Origin of the sequence: Streptomyces sp. NBC_01003, from assembly GCF_045162695.1 — a bacterium.
In the GTDB taxonomy this organism is placed as follows: domain Bacteria; phylum Actinomycetota; class Actinomycetes; order Streptomycetales; family Streptomycetaceae; genus Streptomyces.
This window is the reverse complement of record NZ_CP108707.1, coordinates 96,588-116,628: the sequence shown is the minus strand read 5'-3', so window position 1 is coordinate 116,628 and position 20,041 is coordinate 96,588. Positions and strand designations below refer to the sequence as shown.

The 20,041-nt window shown below is 69.4% G+C and carries 19 protein-coding genes and 4 pseudogenes; 10 read left to right on the top strand and 13 right to left on the bottom strand.

Annotated features, from left to right (window positions below):
- Positions 1-195: 195 nt before the first annotated feature.
- Positions 196-441, bottom strand: a complete 246-nt coding sequence (locus OG698_RS00525) for a hypothetical protein (RefSeq protein WP_406100703.1) — start codon at positions 439-441, stop codon at positions 196-198.
- Between OG698_RS00525 and OG698_RS00520 the strand changes: the two genes are divergently transcribed.
- A complete protein-coding gene (locus OG698_RS00520; protein WP_406100702.1) occupies positions 442-693 on the top strand; it encodes a hypothetical protein in 252 nt (83 codons plus the stop codon).
- Positions 694-708: 15 nt separating this feature from the next.
- Here the strand turns inward: OG698_RS00520 and OG698_RS00515 are convergent, their stop codons facing one another.
- The 5 genes from OG698_RS00515 to OG698_RS00495 all read right to left on the bottom strand — a co-directional run bounded on the left by OG698_RS00515 (position 709) and on the right by OG698_RS00495 (position 6,859).
- On the bottom strand, positions 709-1,236 hold the full coding sequence (locus tag OG698_RS00515; RefSeq protein WP_406100701.1) for an orotate phosphoribosyltransferase: 528 nt from the start codon (positions 1,234-1,236) through the stop codon (positions 709-711).
- A 383-nt stretch (positions 1,237-1,619) separates the two neighbouring features.
- Entirely contained in the window at positions 1,620-1,889 is a 270-nt protein-coding gene (locus OG698_RS00510; protein ID WP_406100700.1) for a hypothetical protein, read from the bottom strand.
- Between the two features lie 8 nt (positions 1,890-1,897).
- Positions 1,898-3,325, bottom strand: coding sequence for an RNA-guided endonuclease InsQ/TnpB family protein (locus OG698_RS00505; protein WP_406100699.1), 1,428 nt, complete (start codon positions 3,323-3,325; stop codon positions 1,898-1,900).
- 606 nt (positions 3,326-3,931) lie between these two features.
- Complete coding sequence (locus OG698_RS00500; protein ID WP_406100698.1) at positions 3,932-5,539, bottom strand: glycoside hydrolase family 32 protein; 1,608 nt, start codon at positions 5,537-5,539, stop codon at positions 3,932-3,934.
- A gap of 156 nt (positions 5,540-5,695) precedes the next feature.
- Complete coding sequence (locus OG698_RS00495; protein ID WP_406100697.1) at positions 5,696-6,859, bottom strand: LacI family DNA-binding transcriptional regulator; 1,164 nt, start codon at positions 6,857-6,859, stop codon at positions 5,696-5,698.
- Positions 6,860-6,971: 112 nt separating this feature from the next.
- Between OG698_RS00495 and OG698_RS00490 the strand changes: the two genes are divergently transcribed.
- Positions 6,972-8,006, top strand: a complete 1,035-nt coding sequence (locus OG698_RS00490) for a LacI family DNA-binding transcriptional regulator (protein WP_406100696.1) — start codon at positions 6,972-6,974, stop codon at positions 8,004-8,006.
- Positions 8,007-8,237: 231 nt separating this feature from the next.
- On the opposite strand, the gene OG698_RS00485 is transcribed toward OG698_RS00490, so the two are convergent.
- Entirely contained in the window at positions 8,238-9,623 is a 1,386-nt protein-coding gene (locus OG698_RS00485) for a glycoside hydrolase family 32 protein (RefSeq protein ID WP_406100695.1), read from the bottom strand.
- A 322-nt stretch (positions 9,624-9,945) separates the two neighbouring features.
- Between OG698_RS00485 and OG698_RS00480 the strand changes: the two genes are divergently transcribed.
- The 3 genes and pseudogenes from OG698_RS00480 to OG698_RS00470 all read left to right on the top strand — a co-directional run.
- Positions 9,946-11,313 carry an oligosaccharide MFS transporter gene (locus OG698_RS00480; RefSeq protein ID WP_406100694.1) on the top strand — a complete coding sequence of 456 codons (1,368 nt, stop codon included), beginning with the start codon at positions 9,946-9,948 and terminating at the stop codon, positions 11,311-11,313.
- Entirely contained in the window at positions 11,310-12,221 is a 912-nt protein-coding gene (locus OG698_RS00475; RefSeq protein ID WP_406100693.1) for a carbohydrate kinase, read from the top strand. Before OG698_RS00480 ends, OG698_RS00475 begins: the two co-directional genes overlap by 4 nt.
- A 54-nt stretch (positions 12,222-12,275) precedes the next feature.
- Positions 12,276-12,629: pseudogene (locus OG698_RS00470) on the top strand (ISAzo13 family transposase); the annotation flags it as partial.
- A gap of 161 nt (positions 12,630-12,790) precedes the next feature.
- Here OG698_RS00470 and OG698_RS00465 read toward each other — a convergent pair.
- From OG698_RS00465 to OG698_RS00455, 3 genes and pseudogenes are all read right to left on the bottom strand, one after another.
- Positions 12,791-13,309, bottom strand: a pseudogene (locus OG698_RS00465) (cytochrome P450); the annotation flags it as partial.
- 475 nt (positions 13,310-13,784) lie between these two features.
- A pseudogene (locus OG698_RS00460) lies at positions 13,785-14,087 on the bottom strand (transposase); the annotation flags it as partial.
- An 86-nt stretch (positions 14,088-14,173) separates the two neighbouring features.
- Positions 14,174-14,596, bottom strand: coding sequence for an ester cyclase (locus tag OG698_RS00455; RefSeq protein WP_266528649.1), 423 nt, complete (start codon positions 14,594-14,596; stop codon positions 14,174-14,176).
- Positions 14,597-14,700: 104 nt separating this feature from the next.
- On the opposite strand from OG698_RS00455, the gene OG698_RS00450 reads away from it, so the two are divergent.
- The 5 genes and pseudogenes from OG698_RS00450 to OG698_RS00430 all read left to right on the top strand — a co-directional run.
- Entirely contained in the window at positions 14,701-15,315 is a 615-nt protein-coding gene (locus tag OG698_RS00450) for a TetR/AcrR family transcriptional regulator (RefSeq protein ID WP_406100692.1), read from the top strand.
- A gap of 77 nt (positions 15,316-15,392) precedes the next feature.
- Positions 15,393-15,743 carry a hypothetical protein gene (locus OG698_RS00445; protein ID WP_406100691.1) on the top strand — a complete coding sequence of 117 codons (351 nt, stop codon included), beginning with the start codon at positions 15,393-15,395 and terminating at the stop codon, positions 15,741-15,743.
- 316 nt (positions 15,744-16,059) lie between these two features.
- On the top strand, positions 16,060-16,191 hold the full coding sequence (locus tag OG698_RS00440; protein WP_406100690.1) for a hypothetical protein: 132 nt from the start codon (positions 16,060-16,062) through the stop codon (positions 16,189-16,191).
- A complete protein-coding gene (locus tag OG698_RS00435) occupies positions 16,172-17,002 on the top strand; it encodes a class I SAM-dependent methyltransferase (protein WP_406100689.1) in 831 nt (276 codons plus the stop codon). The genes OG698_RS00440 and OG698_RS00435 overlap by 20 nt, the downstream gene beginning before the upstream one ends.
- A 26-nt stretch (positions 17,003-17,028) precedes the next feature.
- Positions 17,029-17,155 (top strand): annotated as a pseudogene (locus OG698_RS00430) (IS5/IS1182 family transposase); the annotation flags it as partial.
- 52 nt (positions 17,156-17,207) lie between these two features.
- Here the strand turns inward: OG698_RS00430 and OG698_RS00425 are convergent.
- The 3 genes from OG698_RS00425 to OG698_RS00415 form a co-directional block, all read right to left on the bottom strand.
- A protein-coding gene (locus OG698_RS00425; RefSeq protein WP_406100688.1) for an IS5 family transposase occupies positions 17,208-18,016 on the bottom strand; the annotation gives its coding sequence in 2 pieces (ribosomal slippage) (positions 17,208-17,677 and positions 17,677-18,016; 810 coding nt in all).
- Positions 18,017-18,085: 69 nt separating this feature from the next.
- Positions 18,086-18,691: an HAD-IA family hydrolase gene (locus tag OG698_RS00420; protein ID WP_406100686.1), complete on the bottom strand. Its 606-nt coding sequence runs from the start codon at positions 18,689-18,691 to the stop codon at positions 18,086-18,088.
- A complete protein-coding gene (locus OG698_RS00415) occupies positions 18,688-20,016 on the bottom strand; it encodes a pyridoxal phosphate-dependent decarboxylase family protein (protein WP_406100685.1) in 1,329 nt (442 codons plus the stop codon). Before OG698_RS00415 ends, OG698_RS00420 begins: the two co-directional genes overlap by 4 nt.
- Positions 20,017-20,041: the final 25 nt, after the last annotated feature.

The following is a 20,041-nucleotide window of genomic DNA, read 5'->3' as shown; positions in this document are numbered from 1 at the left end:
CGGCCACGTCCTGCACTGGTCACACTGGCGCCGACAACGCCAGTTCCAAGCCCGTGCCAGCCACTACAAACAACGCGGCCACACACCGCCCGAAACTGCCCACCAGTCACGGCAAAGACCGTTGCAGTACTAGTCCCCGCGTTTCCGCGGCCACCGGATTCACTGGGCCGGTGACGGGGGCTCCTCACTTGCGCATCACTCAGCGGGCGTCTCGTGCCTGGCGGTTGCCTTCGCGGCCATCTCAACCTCGTAGCGGCTCATGCCCACCCCGTCCTGCTTCGCATATGCCGTGACCTCCTTCTGAAAGGCCCATGTCGCGTCGTACCAGGGCTTCCATGCCTCCGCGGAGTAGGGCTCACCCCGTACGGCTGCGAAGGCGGCGACGGCTGCTCGCTCCAGATCGATCAGACGGTTCATCTCACGTGTGGGTTCATCGGTCACGTGTCCGGACCCTACGTCGCGGGTACGACAGAGCCCCTTCTCACAGAAGCACTGTGCCTGCTGGCTGGACGCGTTGATCCGCTGTTCTCCGACGACGCCGTCGACCTGATCCACCTCACCAGCCGCGGCCTGCCCCGTTCGGTCAACAACATCGCCCTGCAGTCCCTCATCGACGCGTTCGCCGACGAGAAGAGCATCGTGGACGAGTCCTTCACCCGCCTCGCCATCACCGAGACACACGCGACGGACTGAAGGGCGCCCGGCCGGTCAGACGGCAGCGGCCCGCAGATCTGCGGCCGTCAGCAGCGACAACAGTCCGATGCCCTCGGCCGCGAGGGCATCGGCACCGCCTTGCTCATGGTCGATCACGCACAGAGCCTCCTGCACCTGAGCCCCCAGACCCCGCAGGTCCGCGGTCGACAGCACGATCTGTCCACCACTGGTGACCACATCCTCAACGACCAGCACCCGACGGCCTTCGACGTCGGCGCCCTCGGCGAGACGGCAGGTGCCATACGGTTTGGCCTGCTTGCGCACGAAAGCGCAGGGGAGCCCCGTGTGTCGGCCGAGTGCGGTCACCACCGGGATGCCGCCCATCTCCAGGCCGGCCAGGACCTCGGTGCCCGGCGGCACCAGCGGAGCCATCTCCCCGGCGATCTCGTCCAGCAGGACCGGGTCGCCCTCGAACCGGTACTTGTCGAAGTACTCCGTGGCAGTACGGCCGGACCGAAGCGTGAATTGCCCGGTCAGATGGGAAGCAGCATGGATACGGCGAGCAAGATCAGAGTGAGTCACAGGCAGCCAGTCTCCCAGCAGCCCCTCCCGGCCAAGACACCGGCTCTCTCCACGACACCGTGAACACGAAGCCGACACCGTGAACACCAAGAACCCCTGCGCCCTGCGGCAGCAGGGGCATTTCACGCCCGCACGTCATCAACGATAGTGTCGCCGTCATGCTCATCCAGCGCGTCGCGCAACAAGGAGCTCGCGGTCCAGGTCGGGGAGCTGAAGAACTAGAAGGTGACCCAGTAGATGAGGCTCGGCCCAGGCGAGGAGGGAGGGCCGCCCGTCGGAGACACGCCGGCTCAAGACTGCGCTGAGGCGGCGCGGGCCGTCGGCAGCCGTCTTGAAGACGGCGTGCCCCCTACGAGCGGGCAGCGTCGCAGCGTCCCCGGGCTTCACGAGCTGTCCAGCACGGACCGTGCCGGGCCCGCGCCGCCGGGATGAACTTCCAGGTCTTTGGCGCGGTTGACCAGCATCCGGCGCCCTGGGTATGTCCGCTGGGCGATTTCGATGTCCCGCTGGTCGAACTCGCCGTAGAAGTAGATGACTCCGTCGATGAGCTCGCGTTTCCATGCGCCGGTGGGCCACCGTGTCAGGACCGCCTCGACGGTCATCGGGTCGCGGGGATCGGGCAGGTCAGGGCCATTGGCAGTAGCGTCACTCATCCTTCGACTCACTTCCCGTCCGCCCCTGGGCGCTGTGCGCCGTCCGGCTCCTGTCCAGCAGCTTCTTCCTGGGCGGCGAGGGCGCGGTGCTTGATGTTGACGGCCGCGCCGATGTCGGCGTGCGTGTGGTGCCCGCATCGGGTGCAGGTGAACAGGTCACGGGTGCGGCGGCTCTTGGCGTCCACGTGGCCGCACCGGTTGCAGGTCTGTGAGGTGTAGGCGGGGTTGACCGCGCTCACCCGCGCCCCGTACCAGGGGGCCTTGTACTCGATCTGCCGCCTGATCTCCGCGAACCCGACATCCAGCATCGACCGGTTCAGGCCCGCCTTCGCCTTCACGTTCCGTCCCGGCTCCTGAACCGTCCCCCGCGCGCTGCGGGTCATATTCATCACCTGCAGATCCTCCAGAGCGACGTGCGCGAACTGCGTCACCAGACGCTTGGTCAGCAGATGCTGCGTTGACGCACGCCGCGCCGCGACCAGCGCATGCAGCCGCGCCACCTCGTCCCGCGCCTGGCGCCAGCCCGCCGACTGCCGCCAGGCGGGAAGCCCCTTCACGTGCCGGCGGGCCATGCGCCGCTGCCACTTGTGCGGCTGCCGCCGGGCATTGTCCAAGTGCCGCGGATTCTCGAACAGCTGCACCTTGTCGTCGCCGATGACCAGCGGGCTGGACATTGCAGCGAACACCGTCACGCCGAGGGCTACGCCGACGGTGCCTGCGGTGCGCTGGCGGCGCGATGCCCGCACCGGCTCCGGCGCCGGGATACGCACGTTGAAGGACGCGAACCAGGCGCGTCCCTCCCGCGCGATCGTCACCGACTTGACCTCCCCGCCCCGCGCCAGCAGCCGTGCCAGACGCCGCGCGGGGCGGTGCAGGCGCACGACGAATGCCTTTTGCCCGCCGGGCGTCTTCTCTCCGCCGATCCGCACATGGCGCAGGTTCTCCGACACGAGCCGCACGCTGAACATCCGAAACGAATCCCGGCACCGCCCGTACCGCTTCGGCCGCGGATAGCCGACCTGAACACCGCGCCGCGCAGCACTTTTCCAGTTCGAGAACGCCGTGTCCGCGTCCCGAAACGCCTGCTGGCACACGATCGCGTTCACCCCACGCCACCACGGAAACAACGACCGCAGCTCCTCACCCGGCCACACCGGCCCCGCCAACGGCCTGTCCCTCACGGCAAGGAAGATCTTCTGGATGTCGAACTGGCCCGGGACCTTCACCGGCGCGTTCCGCGCAGCCTCCTGCGGAGACTGCCCCTGGGCTATCAGCCAGTCACGTCCGTGGCTCCACTGCTGCTGCCAGGCGTGTTTGATCCCGTAGGCGAAGTTGAAGCTGCGGCGGGACGCCTCGGCGTAGCGGTGCAGGATCTCGCGCTGTGCGGGGCTCGGGTCCAGAGCCTCACGGACGACGGTGACAGTGTTCTCACTCATGCCAGCTAGCGTTACAGCCACCACTGGCAATCGATATGCGATGATATTTCTGTTATGTGTCGGTTCTCGGTTCCCGGTCGTGGCGGTCCTATGGTGCTGGTGTTCGCCTCGCCGTTGGCGGGGGTGAACTCGCCCCCTGGGTGGGGGAGTAGAACGCCCGTGGACGCACCGGCTTTACGGCAAGGGCAGGAAACCCCGTGCACGGCACGGAAGGAAGCGGCGCAGCTCTGCCTGCTCCTGCGAGCAGGCAGGCACCGTGGCCGGGTGACCGAGCCACCCGTCCTTAACGCGTATGCGCCATTAAGTGCTGTTTGCCGGAACCTGTGAAAGTAGTCGGAAAGCGTCGTGGGCTTATGAGAGGTCCCAGGCCAGCAAGGTGCGCTCCGTGTGCGCAGGTACGGCCCTGGTGCATGCAGCACACCGAGCGCGCCCCCGAGTGCGCTCCACGCGGGCAGGGACGGCCCCAGCACAAGGAGCACCCCGCCCCGTGAAGACCTGTGCGCTCCGGTTCGCGCGGCGCTCGCGTTCCGCGGCTTTCCTGCTGCCCGTCACTCGGTGTCCGAGTGACGGGCAGCAGGAAAGTGGTTCACTCCTGTGTGACGTGCCTCAGACGGTGAACTCCCGGATCATGGTGTCGCGGAACACCGCCGCGCCCCCGGTGGTGAACAGCGAGACCCCGATGTCGACCAGGTAGGGGAACGCCTCCATCGAGTGCACGTACCGCCCGTCGTCGAAGAACACTTCGACGGTCGTCCGGTCCACGAGCGCGCGCAGCCGCACCGACCGAGTGGCCGCGTCGAAGGGTGTATGGCTCTCCTGGTAGTTCCCGGAGGAGTCCGGATTCGGCACGCCACGACGGTTGACGAAGGCGAAGTCGTCATAGACGCCCGCGTCGATGTGCCGCCCTCCGTCGACCGACTTGCGCAGCTGGACGCCCGCTCCGGTGAGCGCGCCGTCCCAGGTGATCTCGCAGGTCAGCTCGTACGAGATGCCGGTGTACGACAGCGCGAGCTCCCCGTCGACCGTGAGATCGCCGAGGTCCACGGTCTTGGAGACGTGGTCGTCGAGCGCGGTGACCGGGCTGGCGGCGAGATACAGCGTGCCGGAGGGGTCCTTGCGCAGGGTCACCTCGCGGACGATCGAGTCGGTGCCGTTGAAGCCGTCGGAGTCGATGGTGGGCGTGGTGTTGGGGTAGTCCCAGTTGTTCATCCAGCCGATCGCGTACCGCATGGCCGGGTCGACGGAGCCGTCGGCGCGGTGCTTGTCGAAGGTGACGGCGCCGTAAAAGTCGAAGCCGTGGTCGAGCCACTGGGGGGCGGCGGCGTCCGGAGTGAAGGTGGTGCCGTCGAAGGAACCGGTCCAGTACGCGTATGTGTTGGGCAGGCCGGACGCCTTGCCGTTGGCGCTCACACCGAGCACCCAGGTGGCCGTGCCGCCGGTGCCGGCGATGTGGAACAGGTCCGGGCACTCCAGCGTGCCGAGGCCCTCGTGGGTGAAGCCGCTCGCGTATGTCCAGGACTTGAGGTCGTCGGAGTGGTAGATGCCGACCTTGGTCTTCTCGGCGAGGGCCATCACCCAGCGGCCCCGCTCCTCGTCGCGGATCACCTTCGGGTCGCGGAAGTCCTTGACGCCCGGGTTGGCCAGGACCGGGTCGGTGCCGTGGTTGGTGAAGGTGTGGCCGCCGTCTGTGGAGTAGTACAGGTACTGCGCCTGGGAGTTGGCGGTGCTGTCAGGCTCCATCGTGACGACGACGATGACGGCGCCCGCACCGAACCCGGCCGTGTTGCCGGGGTCGACCACCGCGCACCCCGACCACACGTCCCCGTTCACAGTCGTGTCCTTGGGCACGGCGACACTCCGGTCGCGGAAGGACACCAGATCGGTGCTGGTGGCCAGGCGCCAGGTGGTACCGGCCTCCGTCCCGCCCGTGAGGTAGTCCGGGTTGTAGAGGTAGTAGTAGTGGTACTCGCCCTCGATCCAGATCGGCCGCTGCGGGTCGTTCTTCCACTGGTCGGGGACTGTGAAGTGGTACGTGTCGCGGTAGCCGGTGGCCGTCGACGTGGACTTCGCCTTCGACTTCGCCTTCACCCTGTGCGCCGCTGGGGCGGCGGCCTGCGCGGGCGCGGCGACGGGCAGCAGCGCCGCGGCGGCGCCGAGGGCGGTGGCCGTACGGAAAAGGGTCCTGCGGTTCAGGCGCGGCTCAGGGGGCGTCATCGGTCCTCGGTTCTCCCAGCTTCACTGACGGGGGGCGACCAGGACTGTAGACCTAACTCGTTAAAGGTGGAAAGGGGCCAGGTTCACTTTCCTGACACGATTTAGGTCGCTACCCGAAACGAACCGTTCCCGGCAACCGGTTCTCTGGGCGCCCGGCTACCGTCGCGCGCCCGGCCCGTTTCCCACCGACTCCCGCACGACCACCGGGCACTCCAGCTTCAGCACCCGCGCCTCGGGCGCGCGCCGCGCGCCGATGGCGTCGAGCAGCAGTCGCACCGCCTCCTCGCCCATCGCGCGATGCGGGAGCGCGACGCTGGTCAACGGCGGATTCAGGAACGCCGCCATGTGCTCCTGGTCGTCGTACCCCACCAGCGACACCTCGCCCGGTACGTCGATCCCGAGCCGGGTGGCGGCATGCAGCACCCCCGCCGCGACGCGGTCGTTGTAGCAGACGATGCCCGTCGGACGGTCCGGGCGCGGCCGGTCGAGGACGCCCAGGCCCCCCTCGTACCCCGCCGAGATCTCGCCGCCCGTGCGCACCACGTCCTCGGCCGCCGCGCGCAGCCCGGCCCCGCGCAGCGCGTCACGGAAGCCGCGCAGCCGCTCGGCGGTCGCGATGTCGTCGAGCCCGCCGACGAGAGCGAGCCGCCGGTGCCCCGCGTCGAGCAGCAGCCGTGCCGCGGCCCGCCCGCCGGCCCGCTCGGCGGGCACCACGGCGGCGTGCGGACTCCCCTCCGGGGGAAGGCAGTTGGCCAGCACGAACGGCGTGCGGTCGAGCCCCTTCGGCAGCCGGTCCGCGCGGCGCAGCGACATCGCCGCGTACACGATGCCGTCGACCCGCCGGTCGAGCAGCTCGGCGACGGCGGCGTCCTCCTTCGCCGCGTCGCCCGAGGAGTCGACGGTCAACAGCAGATGCTCATGCTCCCAGGCCGTCTCCATCGCGCCGCGCAGCAGCGCGCCCGCGAACGGCGACGACGCGATGTGGTCGGTGACCAGGCCGATCACGGCGGTACGCCGACTGCGCAGACCGCGTGCCACGGCGTTCGGCCGGTAGTCGAGCTCCGTCGCGGCCTCGCGGATCCGGCGCTGGGTCTCGGCGGAGAGATTGCCGTCGGCGCGGCCGTTGAACACGAACGACACGGCGGTGTGCGAGACGCCCGCGAGCCGTGCCACGTCACGGGAGGTGGGCCGCGCGACGGCACCCGGCTCGGCTGCCCCCGCATCACCCCGGGCGCTGGCGCCCGAAGTGCCACCGGCACCGGCGGCGTCCTGCCCCCGCGCACCGACCGCTTTGCCGCCCGAACCGCCTCTGCCCACCATGAGAGCACCCTACCGACGGCACTCGTGACCTCGTACGGAGATACTGGACGCATGCACGGGCCGCGTACAGGAACGGGCGCGACCCAGGGCCCCATGAATCGAGGACGACACCGTGAACCGCCGCCCCACCGCCCGCGACGTAGCCGAACTCGCCGGGGTGTCACGGGCCGCCGTCTCCTTCGTCTTCAGCGGCCGCGCGGCGGGCAACCTCTCCGCCGGGACGCAGGAACGGATCAAGAAGGCGGCCGACGAACTCGGCTACCGGCCCGACGAGGTGGCCCGTTCCCTTCGGCGCAAGCGGAGCGCGGTCATCGGGTTGCTCAGTGACGAGATCGCGACGAGCCCGTTCGCCGGGCGGATGGTGCTCGGCGCGATGGACGCGGCCCGCGAACGCGGGCACCAGGTCCTGCTCCTGGAGTCACGCAACGATCCGGCCGCCGAAACGGAGGCCATCGCCGAACTGCGGGCCCGCCGGGTCGACGGCGTCGTCTACGCGGCGATGTCGATGCGCCGTACCCAGGTCCCGGACAGCCTGGACCCGGCCCGCACGGTGCTCGCCAACTGCCTCCCACAGCAGCCGAATTCATACGCGTACGTGGTGGCGGACGAGCGGGGCGGCGGCCGTTCGGCCGTGGACGTGCTGATCGCGGCGGGCCACCGCGACATCGCGCTGCTCGCGGGCGAGACCGGCAACATCGCGGCGTCCGACCGCGCCCGCGGATTCACCGACGGCCTGCGCGCCGCCGGACTCACGGCGCGCGAGGGATGGACGGTGCGAGCGGGCTGGCAGATCGACGAGGGCTACGCGGCGGCCCTGCGGATCCTCGACCAGCCCGGTGAGACCCGCCCGACGGGCATCGTCTGCGCCAACGACCGCGTCGCGGCGGGCGCGATGCTGGCGGCGGCCCGACTCGGGATCGACGTCCCCGGCAAGCTGTCCCTCGTCGGCTACGACGACCAGGACCAGATGGCGGCCCATCTGGTCCCGGCACTCACCACGGTCGCGCTGCCGCACTACGAGATGGGCGCGGAGGCGGTCCGTGCTCTGCTCGACGCGGCGGACGCGGGGCACGACGTCGACCGGTCGGCGGGCCTGCTGCTTGACTGCCCGGTGGTGGAACGGGAGTCGGTGGGCAGCCCAAGCTGAACCGCGAACCGGCGGCGGCGCAAGCGCCTTGGGTGCCGGACAGCTCCGTGATGCCGTGACCCGTCGTCCTGGTGCGCAGGCCGCCGATGCACGTGCCGAGCGCCATGGCGGGACCGGTGGCGACCACGACGGGGTGGGGCGACGAGCCCGAGGGTGGGAAGGGCCTTGTCCAGGTGTCGGGAGGGCGACCGGGCCGTCGCCCCGTAGCGCTCTCGCCGCCCGCCTGCGGGCTCAGCGACCGGTCAGCTCCCAGGCCGTCACCCGGACCTCGGCCGCACCGCGCACGACCGCGACGCCGAGCATGCCCTCGGGCGCGGGGTAGACCTTCTCCGTCAGCATGGCCCGCTCGTCGACGAACACCTCGACGAGCGGCCCGTCGACCAGAGCCCGCAGCCGCGCCCGGGACCCGCCCGGCACGACGGCGGTGACCTGCGCGGTCCTGGGCAGCGGATGGTGCGAGGTGGCTGGCGCGCCTGTCCGGTCGAGGGTGGCGAGCCCGCGCGTCGGGTTCAGACGCAGCGCGATGGTGTCCCCGAGGTGCAGTTCTACCTCGGAGTCGGGGTGGCCGACGGCCACGTCCAGCTCGATCTCGTACGCGGCGGGAAGCGCGTCTCCCACTGCCAGTTCGGCGCCCCGCAGCCCCGTCAACTCCCGCGCGGGCGCGAGCCGCAACGTGCCGTCCTCGTGCACGCCGATCTCGCGCGGGTGCGTCAGACAGCCCGCCCAGCCGACGGTCACGGACTCCTCCTCGGTACGCGACTCCCAGCTCCAGCCCCACAGCAGGCTTCGGCCGTCCTCGACGAGGGCGGTGGGAGCGTAGAAGTCGCGGCCGTGATCGAGCATGCCGCCCGAGGACGGCACGAAGGTCAACCCGGTGCCGGACGGCGCGAGATCACCGATCAGATACGTGGTCGAGTACGTGATGTCGGCGGCCCACAGTGACAGGAGCAGGATCCAGCGGCCGTCACCGGTGGGCAGCAGCGCGGGGCACTCCCAGGCGTCGGCGGGCGCGGCGTGGCGGGCCGCGAGCGGGTGGGCCGCGTCCAGGAGCGAGCCGGCGTAGGTCCACTCGTTGAGCGAGTCGACGCGGTAGAGCAGCACGTCGGGGCGGCCGCCCGCCTCCGGCGCGCGACGGTGCCCGGCGCCGATCACGGCCCAGCGCCGGCCCTCGTACGAGAAGAGGAACGGGTCGCGGAAGGCGAGCAGGTCGAGGCCCGTCGGCGGGCCGGGGACGACGGCTTCCGGCTCGGCCTTCAGCGTCGATATCGCCTCGTCGGCGGCGCGCGCGAGCATGACCGAGCCGATGCCGTCGGTGCGGTCCATTCCGGTGTACACGGCGGTGGGCACACCGCCGTCGACGACCGCGCAGCCGGACCAGGCGCCCAGCTCGTCGCGGGTTCCGGGGGTCGGGGTAAGCGCGATGCCGTGGTCGGTCCAGGTCACGAGGTCGGGGCTGGAGGCGTGGCCCCAGTGGATGTCGCCCCAGACGGGCGCGCCCGGGTTGTGCTGGAAGAAGAGGTGGTAGCGGCCGTCGTGGAAGAGCGGGCCGTTGGGGTCGTTGCACCACTGACCGGCGGCGGGCCGTACGTGGAGGCGGGGTGTGTTCCGGTCGGCCATGGCGGCATCACTTTCTGTCATAGGGCCCACGGCTACTGCCGTAGGGCCCGGAGGTCGGGCCGTCGCGGGCGCGCCGTTTCGGGTGCGCCGTGTCGGCGGTGCGTCGAGGCGGGGGCGCGCCGCCGTCGGTGTGTGGTTCTGCCCGGCGCACGGTGTCGGGCGTGTTGCCGGTGCGTGTCCTGCCTCTTGCCAAACGGAACCTAACACGTGATAGTAATCCCGCCCTAGCACGTGTTAGGGACTAGATTCGGAATGAATCATTCCGGCATGATGAAGCGGCTCCGCGCGTACGACGCGGTGCCTGGCGCGAGGGAGCGCACACATGACCATGCAGAAGGAAGCGGCGACGGCCACGTCCCCCGCCGCGGGCAGTCCCGGCCGGCAGGAGACGGGCGCGGACCCCGGCGGAGATCGGCCCACCGGTGCGTCCGGGGCCGCGCCTGCTCCCGGGCACAGCCGGCGCAAGGTGAACTTCACCCTGGCCAGCGCCGCGCTCTTCATGTTCTTCGTGACGTGGTCGCTGTCCTGGTCGCTGTTCTCGATCTGGCTGACCCAGGACATCGGTCTGAGCGCCGGCCGCAGCTCTCTCGTGATCAGCGCCAACGCCATCGGCTGTCTGATCACGATGCCGGTCTACGGCTACCTCCAGGACCGCCTCGGCCTGCGCAAGAACCTCCTGTACTGGATCGGCGGCCTGATGCTGCTGGTCGGCCCGATGTACATCTACGTGTACGGGCCGCTGCTCAAGCACCACTTCGCCCTCGGCCTGGTCGTCGGCTCTGCCTACCTGGCCATGGCCTTCGCCGTCGCCGTCGCGACCTTGGAGAGCTACACGGAGCGCCTCGGCCGCTTCCACGGCTTCGAGTTCGGGCGGGCCCGGATGTTCGGCTCGCTCGGCTGGGCCGCCGCCACCTTCTTCGCGGGCCGCCTGTTCAACATCAACCCGAATCTGAACTTCTGGGCCGCGTCCGTCGCCGCCGCCGTCTTCGTCGGCCTGATCGTCGCGATCCGGGTCGCGGACGGCCGCCGCGCCGAGGCCGTCGACGAAGCGGCCTCCTCGGTCTCGCTCTCGGACGTGAAGTCCCTCTTCGCCTACCCCGCCTTTTGGGGCCTGCTGCTCTTCGTGGTCGCGGTGACAGCTACGTACAACACGTACGACGCGATGTTCCCCTCCTACTTCACCTCGCTCTTCTCCACCGAGGCCGAGGGCAACCGGATGTTCTCCGACCTGAACTCCGTGCAGGTCTTCCTCGAAGCGGGCGGCATGGCGCTCGCGCCGTTCCTGGTCAACCGCATCGGGCCGAAGAAGTCGCTGCTCATCTCCGGCTGCGTCATGGCGGCCCGGATCCTGCTCTCCGGCCTGGTCACCGGCGCCCTCGCGATCTCCGCGGTGAAACTGCTGCACTCCGTCGAGCTGCCGATCATGCTGATCGCGATCTTCAAGTACATCAACCGCCACTTCGAGCCCCGGCTGTCGTCCACGATCTATCTGGTCGGCTTCCAGCTGGCCACCCAGCTCGGCGCCGCCATCATCTCCCCGCTCGCCGGCCTCGGCTACGACAGCATCGGCTACCGCGGCACGTATGTGGTCATGGGCTGTTGCGTCGCCGCTGTCACCGCCGTCTCCGTACTCACCCTGCGCCCCGACTCCAAGGGGATCACCCTGACCGGAAAGGAAGCCCTGGCGTGATCGTCGTCGCCGGTGAAGCCCTGATCGACCTGGTGCCGCAGAGCGGCACCGGCGACCCGCTCGCCCCCTTGCTGCCCGCGCGCGGCGGCGGACCGTACAACACGGCCGTCGCGCTCGGGCGGCTCGGCGCAGACGTCGCGTTCTGCTCCCGCGTCTCGACCGACGCGTTCGGTACGGCACTCGTCTCGCACCTGGAGAAGGAAGGAGTGGCGGTCGACCTCGTCCAGCGCGGCGCCGAACCCACCACCCTCGCGGTCGCGTCCGTCGCCGAGGGCGGCTCGGCGACGTACACCTTCTATACGGAGGGCAGCGCGGACCGCCTGTTCACGGCCCCGGCTCAATTCCCGTCGGGGGTAAGGGCGTTGTCCGTCGGTACGTGCTCGCTCGTCCTCGAACCGGGTGCGAGCGCGTATGAGCACCTGATGCGGCGCGAGTCCGCGCGGGGCGTCTTCGTCGCCCTCGACCCGAACATCCGCGCCGGTCTGATCCCGGACGCGGACGCCTACCGGGCACGCTTCGAGAGCTGGCTGCCGTACGTCTCCCTGCTCAAGCTCAGTGAGGAGGATGCGGAGTGGCTCGGCGGCGGCATCGAGGGCTGGCTCGCAGCCGGGCCGTCGGCCGTCGTCGTGACCCGTGGCGGTGCGGGTCTGACGGCTTTCACCGCCATGGGCGACGGCCCGCACGCGGTGCCCGGCGTGGACGTCGAGGTCGTCGACACGATCGGGGCCGGCGACACAGTGAACGCGGCGCTGCTGCACGCCCTGGACTCCCGCGACCGTCTGTCCCGTGACGGGCTCGCAGGGCTCGGGCCCGCAGACTGGAGCGATGTCCTGCGGTTCGCGGCGCGAGCGGCGGCCGTCACCTGCTCGCGGGCCGGGGCGGAACCGCCGTACGGCGTGGAACTGTAAGGGCTCGCAGAGAATCAACGTGTTGCTTCCCACGGGCGAGCTCGTTCACGTGGTATGCGCATATCCGACGAAACTCGAGATCAACTCGCCATCAAGTTCGGGGTGTTGTTCCCGCACCTGGACGAGCGGCAGCGGCGGCTGATGATGGGGGCCGAGGCCCGGCTCCTGGGCCACGGCGGTATCCGGGCGGTCGCGCAGGCGGCCCAGGTCAGCGAGACGACGGTCCGCGAAGGGGCGCGCGAGTTGGAGGCCGGCGAAGAGCCTTTGGGACGGGTGCGCAGGGCCGGTGGTGGCCGGAAGAAGGCCGTGGACCTTGATCCGGGTCTGCGGCCCGCGCTGCTGGCACTGGTGGAACCTGACGAGCGGGGCGATCCGATGTCGCCGTTGCGCTGGACGGTGAACCGGACACTATGGTGACGGCCCCCAGCTCGAGCGTGTGCTGGAACAGATCTCCGTGCCCCGCACCGGAGTCGGTCGGCCGCGCAGCCGCCCCGACCAATGGTGTTGTTGCGGAAGGCGATCTGGTCCAGCGGCACTGCCGGGCGGAGGTTGGCCAGGCGGCGCAGCAGGGCGGGCAGGGCGATCTGGAGTGCCACGCGGGCCAGGAGCTGGCCGAGGCACTGGTGAGTGCCGTAGCCAAAGGCGAGGTGGCCGCGGGTGTTGCGTTCCGGGTCGAAGGCGTCGGGGTCGCTGGTGAAGCACGCGTCGCGGTTGCCTGCGGGCAGGTTCATGAGCAGGGGCTCGCCGGCTTGGACGAGCTGCCCGCCGATGGTGACGTCCTCGGTGGCGACGCGGAAGATCCCGTCCTGGACGATGGTCAGGTAGCGCAGCAGTTCCTCGACCGTGTTGGCCACGACGGTGGGGTCATGGGTGTCGCGGATCCGGGCGAGCTGGTCGGGCTGCTCCAGCAGGGCCAGGGTGCCCAAGGCGATCATGTTGGCCGTTGTCTCGTGCCCGGCCACCAGCAGGGCCATACCGTTGACGACCACGGTGTCACGGCTGATCTCCCCGGCGGCGACCCGCCTCAGCTGCCGGCTGATCAGGTCGTCCGTCGGTTCGCGCTCCTTGCGCACCGCCAGCTCGTACATGTAGCCAGCCAGCGCCATGGTGGCGGCCTGCTTCTCCGCGTCGGTCGCGTCGGACCTGACGAGGGTGGCACTGTGCTCCTGGAAGTAGGCGTGGTCCTCGTAGGGCACACCGAGCATCAGTGAGATGACCATGGACGGGATCGGGAAGGCATAGGCGCTCACCAGATCCGCCGCTGACCCCTGACTGATCATCTGCTCCAGGAAGTGCTCGACCTGCTCCTGGATCAGCGGGCGCAAGCGCTCCATCCGCTTGACGGTGAACTCGCCGGTGAGCATCCTCCGTAGCCGGATGTGTTCCGGGTCGTCCATCCGTACGAAGGACTGGGCCACCTCCGAGTCGGCGGGGGCCGGGACGGGGAAGCCGGGCGTACGGTCGTCGGCGCTGAGCCGAGGATCGCTCAAAGCCTGCCGGATGTCGGCGAACCGGCTCACCACCCACATCGGCCGGCCACGCCACCGTGCCCTGCACAGGCCCGCGGCGCTGGACGCCGACCGTGTCGACGCCCTTCTTCACGTCGCCGGTCTCGTCGACGACCAGTACCGCCTGGTCGTCGTGCAGGTGCTCCACCACGTAGCTGCGTACGTCGTCGCGGACCTGATCGGCATCCCACTTGGCCCTGCCCAGCAGGTGCTGCATGCCGTCCGGGGGCGTGTCGCCGGCCCACTCGGCGATGGTCCAGCAGTTTTTGCGCGGCAGGTCGGACAGCAGTCCCAGCACCAACTTCCTCATCCGGCGACGGGGTTCGACCCGGGCGAACCGACCCGCGACCCGGCCCATGAGGTTGTCGAACGCCTCCTGCCAGCGGGCGAGGTTCCCGTTGGGCCCGGCGGTCACCAGTTGGCCGCCAGAGGCAGGAGGTTCTTTCACAGGCCCAACTGGTCGCGCATCGCATCGGCGTCGCGCAGGGCCCAGTGCTCGACGATTCGGCCGTTGCGGACGCGGACCATGTCCATGCTGAGGACTTCGTAGCGTCGGCCGGAGTCTGTGTGGGTGCCCCTGCTGGTGTACCGGTTGACGGAGGTGTCGCCGGAGACGACGTTCTGCTCAATCGTCACGGAGACGTCGTGGAACGCGCTGCCCGCGCTCATCCGCTCCCACTTCTGTCGCCAGGCTTCGCGTCCCCGGTGATCGCCTTGGGTGCCTCCCCGGTGGTCGACGACTTCGGGGTCGATCAGTTCCAGGGCGTCTTCGAGCCGGCCTTCCAGGATCTGCGCGTAGCTCTCGACGATGCGCCGGTGAATCTCTCCCGGTCCTGGGTGCGCGGTGTCTTTTGTCCCCTGCGGCATGCGGCATCTCCTCTGGTGGGAATACGAGGCAGCAAGTGGGGAGCTCCCCGTTTGCCGCGTTCGGCTACCGTAACCGGGGAAGTCCCCGATTAACAAGGAGGGTCATGCCATCGCAGAGCGCCGGACCTGCGCCGCGTTCGGAACCCCAGCGTCGTCGTCGCGCGGACGCCCAGCGCAACTACGACCTGCTCGTGGCCGCGGCCAGAGACGTCTTCCACGACCACGGCGTCGACGCCCCGCTTGACGACATCGCCCGCCGGGCCGGCGTCGGCAATGCCACCATGTATCGGCACTTCCCGACGCGTCGCGAACTGATCATCGCCGTCTACTCCGAGGAAGTGGCCGAGCTCTGCGCCCGGAGCCAGTCCCTGCTGGCCGAGGATCCTCCCGGCGACGCCCTCTTCGCCTGGCTTCAGGATTTCATCGCACACGTGGCAGCCAAGCGGGAACTGGCGCTGTCGATCACTGATGACCGCACCGGTCAGCGATCGGCGCTGTTCGACCGCTGGCACCAGTCGATGCACACAGCCGCGTCCGCACTGCTGACTCGGGCGCAAAGCGCCGGTGTTGTCCGCGCCGACCTCAACGCATCGGAACTACTCGCCCTGGCCAACGGGATCGCCTTGACCACCACCGACGCCACTCAAGCAGAGCGACTGGTCGTCCTGGTCAGACAGGGCACGGACACTCGCTCGACACCGGCCGACAGCATCCGCTGAAAGCGGCAAGCACGACGCCGACTTCCGCCGCGTCCTCGAAACACGCGCTCTCGACCGCTCCTGTGAGCTACTCAGGCATGAAGATCACGATCTACAGCTGGAGTACTAAGCCGATTCGACCGGAACAACAAATTCAACGAACGCTTCCGCCGATGCGGAACGCCGCCAGCCAGAGGCTGGCCACAGCGGACATCCTGTCCGACGACACGCTCCTCAGCGTCCCCCTGCGTGCCGGTGAACTCGCGGCTCTCAAACGGCTGGCCGACTTCGTCGACATGAGCGACGAACTACGCGGCATCGCCAGCAGCCTCCTCGCCGACCTGAAAGCCCGCGCGGTGACCGCGACCGACGACGCGATGGAGACCGCCGCCTCCCTCCACCGCACCGCCAGGACCGAGGCCGAACGGCTGCGAGATAAACAGAGGTGACGATCATGGGAGGGTGCGTCGTCGGTCGCGGACGGTCAGTATCGCCAGCGCCAGATACGCCGCGGCCAGGCCCCCGATCACGAGGGCTCGGTATGAGCCGAGCGGCAGCGTCAGCACTGCGGCAGCCACCCCGTCATGGCCGCGGCGCTATCCGGCACGCCAAGGCGCAGGGAACCGAGCCGGTCAGGACGGTGCGGCATGCTGGGCCGACCGCGCCGGCATCTTAAGATTCTGCGATGTGGCTATCGAACTCCCTGACGATCTGATCGAACTGGAACGCGCTGCCTAAACGGAGATCCAGGAGAGGCGGCTGACGGTGGCCACGGCGCTCGCCGTGCAGCAGGCCATCGGCCGGGTCCAGGAAGAGGCAGGGGAGTCGCGGTTCGACGTGGAGATGGCGTTGAAGCGGGCGGTGCGTCACCCCGAGCTTGACGCTGCGGCGGCCTGACGAGCACAGGAGGCCGCTATGCCTCGCCGTCCGGCCAGGCCTTCAACTCGGTCCATGTAGCGCGGCCGGTGACCGGGTCCTCGACGTCGGCTGCGGCACCGGCCAGACGACGCGCATCGCCGCGCGGCAGGCGTACTGCGGAGACGTCGTCGGAATTGACCTGTCCGCGCCCATGCTGGACCGCGCCCGCCGTGACGCCGCCGCGGAAGGCATCGGCAACGTCACCTTCGAACAGGGCGACGCCCAAGTGCATCCATTGCCCGGCCGAGGCTTCGACGTCGTCCTGAGCCGCGGCGGTGTCACGTTCTTCGCCGACCACATCGCGGCCTTCACTCATCTCAGGCACTCGCTCGTGCCCGCCGGGCGACTTGCGTTCCTCGGCCCACAGCCTGCGGGCCCGGACAGCTCCTACGCCCGTGCGACCGCTGCACTCTCCCCGTTCCTGCGCGAGGCATCCCCCGCCGCCAGGGGCATGGGGTCTCTCCTCGACCCTGCGCGCATCCGCCAGATGCTCACCGCCTCCGGGTTCACCGACATCGACGTAGCCCCCGCCGAGGTTCCCATGACCTTTGGCGCCGATGCGGGCGACGCCACCGACTTCATCCTCGCCATGGGCCCGGTGCGCTACAACCTGCGCGATGTCGACCCGGAGACCACCGCCCGTATCCGCTCCGAAGTGCGCGACGCCCTCGTGGAGTTCGAGATCATCGACGGTGTCCGCATTCCCGGGCACGTCTGGATCGTCGCCGCATCGCCCGGGTTGACGCCGAGGGCGGCATCGCCTGAGACGCCTCGGTCGACTGAAGCGTGATGCGCGCCGCCGCCGTTGGCGGATTGTGGGTTATCGAGCGGACCATGTCCTTCCCGACTGGGTACCGCCGGCTCAACCGCCGCTTCGAGCGCAATCCTTGCAACTATCTGGCTTTCTCGGCTTCGCTCAGCCTTTTGCCGCTACAAGCGGCTCACTCCGACTCACCGCGTAGGGCCCGGTTTCACGCCGTGGCTTACTGATCGTTTCAGAATGAGGTCCGGAGTCGTCTCAAACAGATGATGCTGCAGGCGAGTTGGAGCAGTCCGAGGTGGAGGTCGGCGCGTATCTCGTAGCGGATGCGGAGTCGTTTGAACTGGTGGAGCCAGGCGAAGGTGCGCTCGACGACCCATCGGGTCTTGCCCAGGCCGGAGCCGTGCGGGGTGCCACGGCGGGCGATCTTGGGTGTGATCCCGCGAGCCCGGACGAGGCGCCGGTACTTGTCGAAGTCGTAGCCGCGGTCGGCGAACAGCCGCCGGGGCCGGTGCCGGGGTCGGCCGCGCAGGCCGCGAATGTGCGGTATGGCGTCCAGTAAAGGCATGAGCTGGGTGACGTCGTGACGGTTTCCGCTGGTCAGTGTGATAGCGAGCGGGGTTCCGTGCCGGTCGACGATGATGTGGTGTTTGCTGCCGGGGCGTGCCCGGTCGACCGGCGAAGGTCCGGTGTGAGCCCCCCTTTGAGAGCCCGGACGTGCGAGCCGTCGATCGCGGCGTCGTCCATCTCCAGCAGGCCTTCTTTGCGTAGTTCCGCCAGCAGGACTTCGTGCAGGCGGGGCCAGATTCCGGCTTCGGTCCAGTCCCGCAGACGCCGCCAGGCCGTCACCCCGCTGCAGCCGATCCGCTCGGCGGGGACGTCCCGCCAGCTCACGCTCTTGCACAGCACGTAAACGATGCCTCGCAGAGCAGCACGGTCATCCACCGGCAACCGCCCGGGATGCCGATGCCGCCGAGGCGGACGCACCGGTAGCAGCGGGGCTATACGTTCCCACAGGTCATCAGGCACAAGGTCGGCAGACACCCAACAGATCCTGCCAACCCAACACCCAACTGCCAAGCCGCCACAACGATTTCATTCTGAAACGATCAGTTACTGGATTCGGGAGTGCAGGGTCTGTTCGAGGGTCTCTCTGCTCCGGAAGCGGAGAGCGGTCCAGCCTGCGGCGCGTGCTGCGTCGGTGTTGGCCGCGCTGTCATCGATGAAGAGGATGTCGTCGGGGCAAGCGCCCAAATGTTTCGCGGCGGCGTCGAAGGCTGCCGGGTCGGGCTTTCGGTGTCCGAGCCGGTGGCTGGACAGTAGGTGGCTGAAGCCGTCGAACATCGTGGGGTACAGCCGCATCAGCGCCTCCTGCTCCAGCGGGCCGTTGTTGGTGAACAGGGCCAGGGGCAGGGAGCCGCGGTGGCGTTCCAGTGTCGCCCGGACGGCATGGTCGGGCCGGAAGGCGCTGCACCATGCGGCGTCGAGGTCATCGTCGCTGCCGGTGAAGCCGGTGGCAGCCCGGATACGGTCCCGGATCTCTGCCGCGTGCGGGTACTTGCCCGAATCGCAGTCGGCGCTGAAGCCGGAGCGCCACAGCAGCATGTCGATTCGGTCTGTGGGGAGCGCGAAGACATCGGCCAGGCATTGCAGGCGATGGGCGTGGTCGAAATGGAACAGCACGCCGCCGAGGTCGACGACCAGGTGCTGAGTACTCATGAGGTGATCTCCCGCGCAGCGGCTCGGATTTCGTCGAGCAGGACGGTCAGGTCGTCCTTCGTGGTGCCCGGGTGGAGGACGCAGGCGCGCAGGGCCGCGGCACCCGAGATCCGTGTGCCGGTGAGGAAGGCGTGCCCACGGCGCTGCACGGCGGCCGGGATTGCCTCGTTCAGTGCTTCCGTGCGGTCTGTGTCGAGGGCTGGAGGGCGGTGGCGGAATGCGGTGACGGAGGTGACCACCGGGGCGAGCAGCTCGAAGTCGTCGGAGGCTTCGATCAGCTCGGCGAGCGTGCGCGCGAGCTTGGTGGTGTGCTGCACCAGGTCAACGATGCCGTCCCGTCCGAGGTGGGCGATCGTGGCCCATACCCGCAGCGCGCGGAACGGGCGGGTCTGTTCGGTGCCGTACTCGGAGAACCAGCCCAGCTCCCCGGCGTTCTCGTCGCGCAGGTAGGGGGGAACCAGGCTGAAGGCGTCGCGCGGGCCGGCCGGTTCACGGAAGAGGATGCAGCCGGCATCAACGGGGACGCCAAGCCACTTGTGCGGGTCCAGAGCCAGCGAGTCCGCCCGTTCCAGTCCCGCATAGCCAGGGGCGGCGTCGTCGGCGAGGATGCCGAGCGCGCCATAGGCACCGTCGATGTGGAACCACAGTCCGTACTCGAGCGCGATCGCGGCGATCTCATCCAGGGGGTCGACGGCTCCGGTGTTGACCGTTCCCGCGCTGGCGGCGACGAAGAACGGCCGCACCCCGGCTCGTTGGTCGGCCGCGATCAGACGGCGCAGCTCGCCGGTGTCCATACGAAAAGCCGAGTCGACCGGGACGGTGCGGAGGTACCGGGTGCCCAGGCCGAGAAGTTCTGCCGCCTTGCGCAGACAGCTGTGAGCCTCGGCGGACACGTAGAGAGCCAGCGGGCGATGCCCGTACAGGCCGGTCTCGCGCACGTCGTGGCCCTGGTCGCGGAAGGCATGGTGGCGGGCGGTGGCCAGTGCCACGATGGTGGCCATGGAGGCTCCGCTGGTCAGCAGCCCGGCCCCCGGTGGGTGGGGGAATCCCACCAGCTCTGCCAGCCACCGCACGGCGGTGCGCTCCAGCAGAACGCCAGTGTGGTCTCCGCCCGCGCAGCTGGGGTTCATGGCCGCAGCCAGGGGGGCCATCAGGACGCCGGCCGGGGACGGCGGGGAGTTGACCCAACCGAAGAACCGGGGATGCCCGTTGCCCATGGGATACGGCAGGATCCGGTCGCGCACCTCATCCAGTAGGTCCGCCAGCGGGCGGCTGCCGGCGGGTAGTGGTTGCCGGGTGAGCCATGTGCGGTCTGCCTCAGGCACCGGCCGCCACACCGGGCTCTCGGCC

Coding starts and splice junctions, on each gene's coding strand:
- OG698_RS00510 (WP_406100700.1), bottom strand. CDS start 1,889: ATGAGTGACGCTACTGCCAATGGCCCTGACCTGCCCGATCCCCGCGAC.
- OG698_RS00505 (WP_406100699.1), bottom strand. CDS start 3,325: ATGAGTGAGAACACTGTCACCGTCGTCCGTGAGGCTCTGGACCCGAGC.
- OG698_RS00500 (WP_406100698.1), bottom strand. CDS start 5,539: ATGACGCCCCCTGAGCCGCGCCTGAACCGCAGGACCCTTTTCCGTACG.
- OG698_RS00495 (WP_406100697.1), bottom strand. CDS start 6,859: ATGGTGGGCAGAGGCGGTTCGGGCGGCAAAGCGGTCGGTGCGCGGGGG.
- OG698_RS00485 (WP_406100695.1), bottom strand. CDS start 9,623: ATGGCCGACCGGAACACACCCCGCCTCCACGTACGGCCCGCCGCCGGT.
- OG698_RS00480 (WP_406100694.1), top strand. CDS start 9,946: ATGACCATGCAGAAGGAAGCGGCGACGGCCACGTCCCCCGCCGCGGGC.
- OG698_RS00455 (WP_266528649.1), bottom strand. CDS start 14,596: ATGCCGCAGGGGACAAAAGACACCGCGCACCCAGGACCGGGAGAGATT.
- OG698_RS00450 (WP_406100692.1), top strand. CDS start 14,701: ATGCCATCGCAGAGCGCCGGACCTGCGCCGCGTTCGGAACCCCAGCGT.
- OG698_RS00445 (WP_406100691.1), top strand. CDS start 15,393: ATGAAGATCACGATCTACAGCTGGAGTACTAAGCCGATTCGACCGGAA.
- OG698_RS00420 (WP_406100686.1), bottom strand. CDS start 18,691: ATGAGTACTCAGCACCTGGTCGTCGACCTCGGCGGCGTGCTGTTCCAT.